We start from the raw sequence: 5,095 nt of genomic DNA, 5'->3' as shown, positions 1-5,095 counted from the left end.
TCCTTGCTGACATGCCGCGCCACTCGCGTGAAACCGAGCAGTTCGAAGAGCTGGCTCAAGCGGACCGGATCGGGACTGGAAAATTCGACGAATTCGAGACCCGCTATGCCCAGGGGATTGTCGCTGTCCTGCGGCGGGGGCGCGGTGGCTGGGTCAGGCAGAGAAGCGTCAATGTTCATCAATGACAGTCACCTTGGAAGAAGTCCGGACCACATTCGCGACGCGGGTCGGGTCGTCGCCGCCCCGCGCCGGATCGCGGCGCTTGAATAGCGGCGGCGCATCGGCGACAGATTATCGTTCCCGGCATGGACGTGTCAAAGCGCGTATCGTCAGCGGTCAGCGGTCAGCGCTGGCCGCACATTACGCCGGGGGCTCCTGAATGCGGCGTTGCGCGTGAGCCGCGAGCCGTACCGGGGCGTTGACGGCACCGTAGCCGTCGTAGGCGCCCCTGCGCTCCACCACTTCGAAAAAGAAGCGCTCGGCGAACTGCTCCGTGTAAATCTGGAAAAATTCGCCGCCTTCGCTGTCGCGGTCGTACAGGATCCCGCCCTCGCGCATCTGTTCAAGCAGGGTTTCATCGAGTCCATAGCGCGCTTCGAGATCGTGGTAATAGTTGCGCGGAATGCGCAACAGCGGCACGCCCTGTTCGCGCAAGCGCGCAACGGCCGCGAAGATGTCGTCGGTCGCAAAGGCGACATGATTGAGCCCGGTGCCCCGATAAGTCGAAAGCGATTCCGCGACCGATGTATGCCGGTCCGCCGACGCATTCAGCACAATCCGTACCGAACCGTTGCCGCTGCGCACGGCCCGGCTTCGGACAAGGCCGTACGGATCAGGCAAGAGCATTGAAGGTTCGGCGTCGAAACCGAGCGCGGTCTTGAAGAACAGCACCCATGTGTCGAGCGCGTCAGCGGGAATGTTCAGGCAGACATGATCGATACGGCGCAACCCGTCGGCGCGACTGCCCTCGCCCGGGTCAGTCAAATTGAAGTCGGTCTCGTAGAGCGTGGGCTCGCCGGGCGCTTCATCGACGAAATAGAGAAGGCTGTTGTCGGGTGCCTGCACACCCGGCACCACGCGCTCGTTCGGACCTACCCCGCCGGAAAACGGGGCGTAGCCGAACGCTGCGGCCCGCTCGAAGGCTTGCGCGGCATCGTCCACGCGATACGCCGACGCGCACGCCGACAAGCCGTGTGCCTGGTGAAATGCGCTCGCAAACGATCCGGATTCCTCGTTCAGGAGAATGCAGGCATCGCCCTGCCGATGCAGCGTGACATGCTTCGACCGATGCCGTCCCGCCACCCGGAATCCCATGTGCTCAAGCCACTGCGCAAGGGTCTGGCTGCTGGCCGGATCGACGGCGAATTCAAGAAACTGAAAGCCCACGTGCGCGGGCGCCGCAGGCGGATGGAACAACGCCCGATCCGATGTTCCGCCGCTCTGCTCCTCCAGGTACAGCAGCGACCGATAACCGTCGAGCGCCGTCGCCGCGTTGGGCGCGGCCCGAAAGCCGTCGTTGAAGACCTCCAGCGACAGCGGACCGGCGTAACCCGTAGCCAGGACCTGTCGCGTAAATCCGGCCACGTCGAGATCGCCCTGGCCCGGGAAGCAGCGGTAATGGCGGCTCCATTCGAGCACGTCCATTGCCATCCTCGGCGCGTCGGCGACCTGCACGAAGGTGATTCGCTCGCCTGGAATGCGGGCGATTTCATCGACGGTGTCGCCGATGGAAAGCGTATGGAAACTGTCGAGAATAAGACCGAGATTCCGATGATCCAGGGTGTCTACAAGCCGCCATGCGTGCTTGTATGAGTTGACATGCCGGCCCCACGCAAGTGCCTCGTAACCTGCCATCACGCCTTCCGATCGCGCCAGGTCTGCGAGTTTTCCCAACTGGTCGACGATTAACGCGTCGCCACCGACCGATTGTGCCGAGACGTTGCTGCAGACGAGCACATGATCCGTGCCCAGCTCGTGCATCAATTCGAACTTGCGGCGCGCCCGTTCGAGATTGCGTGCGAGCTGTTCCGCCGAGACGCCTTCAAAGTCCCGGAAAGGCTGGAACAACATGATCTTCAGGCCGAGGTCGGCGCACATCTGCCTGACGTCGGCGGGTGATCCGTCGTAGTACAGAAGATCGTTTTCGAATATCTCGACGCCGTCGAATCCGGCCTTCGCGATGGCGGTGAGCTTCTCGACGAGCGTGCCGCTGATCGAGACCGTGGCGATTGAACGTAGCATTGTGGGCCCTCTGCAATCTTCAAGTTTGCTTAGCGCGTCTTCATCTTGGCAGCGACGAGCACCGACAGCAAGCAGCCGAGCGCGAGGTAGGCCGCGACGGGATGCCATGAACCGCCGGCCAGGCTCACCAGTGCGACGGCGATAAACGGCGTAAAGCCCCCGCCGACCACGCTCGCCACCTGATAGCCCACGCCCGCGCCGCTGTACCGGTACTCGGTGCCGAAGAGCTCGGTAAACATGGGTTGCTGCACACTCACCACCATGTCGTGCGCCACGTTGGCGAGCATCACGGCGAAGAATACGATCCACACGGTCGAGCGTGCTTCGAGCGCGAGGAAAAACGGCACGGCGCTCAACATGCCGACCACAGCGCCGATGATGTACACGCGACGACGGCCAAAGCGGTCGGCGAGCATGGCGAAGATCGGAATCGAGATGCAGCTGATCGCGCCGACCAGCAAGCCGACGTTCAGGAAGAACTGGCGCGGCATGCCGAGGTTGCTCGTCGAATAGCTGAGGGCGAACGCAGTCACGATGTACATGGTGAACAGCTCGGCCAGCCGCAACGCAATGATCAGGAGGAAGGCCTTCGGATGCTGCCGCAAGGCTTCCAGGATTGGCAGGCGAGCGCGTCGCCCGGCCGGGGCTTTGCTCGCCACCTTCTGGACGAATTCCTTTGATTCATCCATGCTCGAACGAACCCACAGCCCGATCAGGACCAGCACGACGCTGAACAGGAACGGGATGCGCCAGCCCCAGCTTCTGAACGACTCGTTGTCCATGGTCTGGCTGAGAATCGACACGATGCCCGTTGCGAGGATCAGGCCCACGCCGTAACCGACCTGCACGCCGCTGCTATAGAAGGCCTTTTTCTTCTCTGGCGCGCTTTCGACCGCCATCAATGCCGCGCCGCCCCACTCGCCGCCGACCGCGAAACCCTGGACTGCGCGCAGGGCGACAAGCAGCGCGGGCGCCCACCAGCCGATCGACGCGAATGATGGCAACAGGCCGATCGTCGCGGTGGAAAGTCCCATGAGCATCACGGTTAAAACCAGCATGCGCTTGCGGCCGAGCCTGTCGCCGTAGTGACCGAACACGAAGCCGCCGAGCGGACGAAACAGGAAGCCGACACCGAATGTGCCGAACGCGGCGAGCGTGCCCATCGCCGGGCTGACCTGCGGAAAGAATTCCGTGTTGAAGATGATCGCGGCAACAATGCCGTACAACAGGAAGTCGTACCAGTCGACGACTGCACCTACGAAGCTGCCCAGCGCGGCATGGCGTGCCTGGTTTTTCGCGCTTCGGGCGGAAGTTACGTGCTGCGTGTCTACGGCAAGGCTCACGAGGGGTCTCCGTTTCTCATTGAATAGCGCGTCGTCCGGGCTGTGGATGATGCCGGTCAGGCAAAGTGGCGCGCGGTGAATGGAGCATAGGATTCGAGCCTCGCTCAAGCAATAGAAAGCGCCGTCATCGCGATCGATAATCGAACGATACGGATCGATAAACGTGCGTTACACGGGTTAGCACGGATACCCGGGCGACTCGATCCAGAGCACAAACATCGAACGATGAAACGTGCCGACGTATGCACCGATCGAACGAAACTAGGGGGACATGATCGTGACGAAGCCGCCGCTCGACAGGCGCGACTGGATAGCGGGACTGGAGAAAGGACTGGGGGTGCTGGAAGCGTTCGACGACCAGCATCCGCGCATGACGCCCACGCAGGCGGGCGCGCGAACCGGCATGACGCGCACGGCGGCGCGACGCTATCTACTCACCCTGGAACATCTCGGCTATCTCCAGAGCGATGGCAAATTGTTTTGGCTTACGCCGCGCGTGCTGCGCGTGGGCTGGTCGTATTTCGATTCGGCGCGCCTTCCACGCACAGTGCAACCGTACTTGCAGCAGCTCAGCGCGACCCTGGATGAGTCGGTCTACGTCAGCGTGCTCGACGACTGGGAACTGGTATTCATCGCGCGCAATGGCGCGTCGAGGGTGATGACCACGGGCTTCGTGCTCGGCGCTCGCGTGCCCGCTCCGCTAACGTCGCCGGGCCTCGTGCTGCTCGCTCACAGAGACGACGACGAAGCCGTGCGCAACTGGCTTGAAACGACCGCCCTGGCGCCGTTCACGCCGCATACGCTGATCAACAAGGTGCGCTTGCACGAGAAGATCCGGCAGGCGCGCGCGGACGGCTTCGCGGTCATCGAACAGCAGTTGCAAGTGGGTGTGCGCGGGATCGCCGTGCCGATGAAGGATCGTCACGGGCAAGTGGTGGCCGCGCTAAGCACCAACATGCCAATGGGGCGCGAGACGACGGAAGCCGCGCTGCGCCGTGTCCTGCAACCGCTACAGGAGACCGCCCTCGCCATGCTGAACGTGCTGTGAGGACGGGGCCCGGTGTCAGTACTTGATCTGCGCCACGGCGCGCAGTGCGTCGGGCGTCGCCGTCCCGAAGCCAAAGAACTCAAGATAGGCGGGAATCATTTCGAACAGCATGTCGGTGCCGACCTGCACGGTGCAGCCCTTATCGAGCGCAGCGCGCAACAACGGCGTGTATTCCGTCTTCATCACGACTTCGCCGACGAACGTTTCAGGTGCGATGCGCGCGACATCGAATGGAAGCGGATCGCCTTCGCGCATGCCAAGCGGCGTCGCGTTGACGATCACGTCGAAGCCCGCCGGGTCCTTCGATCCGGTTGTCACGGTCAGCGCCGGGTAGTGCGTGCGCAGCCTGCCTGCAAGCGCCTCGACCGACGCCTCGTTGAGATCGAACAACGCGAGCGACGCCACGCCCGCCGCCGCCAGCGAAGCAGCGATGGCCGAGCCCACGCCGCCGCTTCCCGACACC

At 63.1% G+C, this 5,095-nt stretch carries 4 protein-coding genes and 1 pseudogene; 1 reads left to right on the top strand and 4 read right to left on the bottom strand.

Annotated features, from left to right (window positions below; all coding sequences use genetic code 11):
• The 3 genes and pseudogenes from WCA53_RS04220 to shiA form a co-directional block, all read right to left on the bottom strand.
• Positions 1–179: pseudogene (locus WCA53_RS04220) on the bottom strand (4-hydroxyphenylpyruvate dioxygenase); the annotation flags it as partial.
• 181 nt (positions 180–360) lie between these two features.
• On the bottom strand, positions 361–2,241 hold the full coding sequence (locus tag WCA53_RS04215; protein ID WP_423905827.1) for a bifunctional sugar phosphate isomerase/epimerase/4-hydroxyphenylpyruvate dioxygenase family protein: 1,881 nt from the start codon (positions 2,239–2,241) through the stop codon (positions 361–363).
• 29 nt (positions 2,242–2,270) lie between these two features.
• Complete coding sequence (shiA, locus tag WCA53_RS04210) at positions 2,271–3,584, bottom strand: shikimate transporter (protein ID WP_423905824.1); 1,314 nt, start codon at positions 3,582–3,584, stop codon at positions 2,271–2,273.
• A 277-nt stretch (positions 3,585–3,861) separates the two neighbouring features.
• Between shiA and WCA53_RS04205 the strand changes: the two genes are divergently transcribed.
• Positions 3,862–4,632, top strand: coding sequence for an IclR family transcriptional regulator domain-containing protein (locus WCA53_RS04205; RefSeq protein ID WP_423905831.1), 771 nt, complete (start codon positions 3,862–3,864; stop codon positions 4,630–4,632).
• Positions 4,633–4,647: 15 nt separating this feature from the next.
• Here WCA53_RS04205 and WCA53_RS04200 read toward each other — a convergent pair.
• Positions 4,648–5,095: shikimate dehydrogenase family protein (locus tag WCA53_RS04200; protein WP_423905821.1), on the bottom strand; the 448-nt coding region annotated here is incomplete at its 5' end.

It is taken from the genome of Caballeronia sp. (genome assembly GCF_049581465.1).
GTDB lineage: Bacteria > Pseudomonadota > Gammaproteobacteria > Burkholderiales > Burkholderiaceae > Caballeronia.
This window is presented reverse-complemented; position numbering and strand designations above follow the sequence as displayed.

Bases quoted from the DNA above. Each gene is read 5' to 3' on its own strand.
- WCA53_RS04215 (WP_423905827.1), bottom strand. From the start codon at position 2,241: ATGCTACGTTCAATCGCCACGGTCTCGATCAGCGGCACGCTCGTCGAG.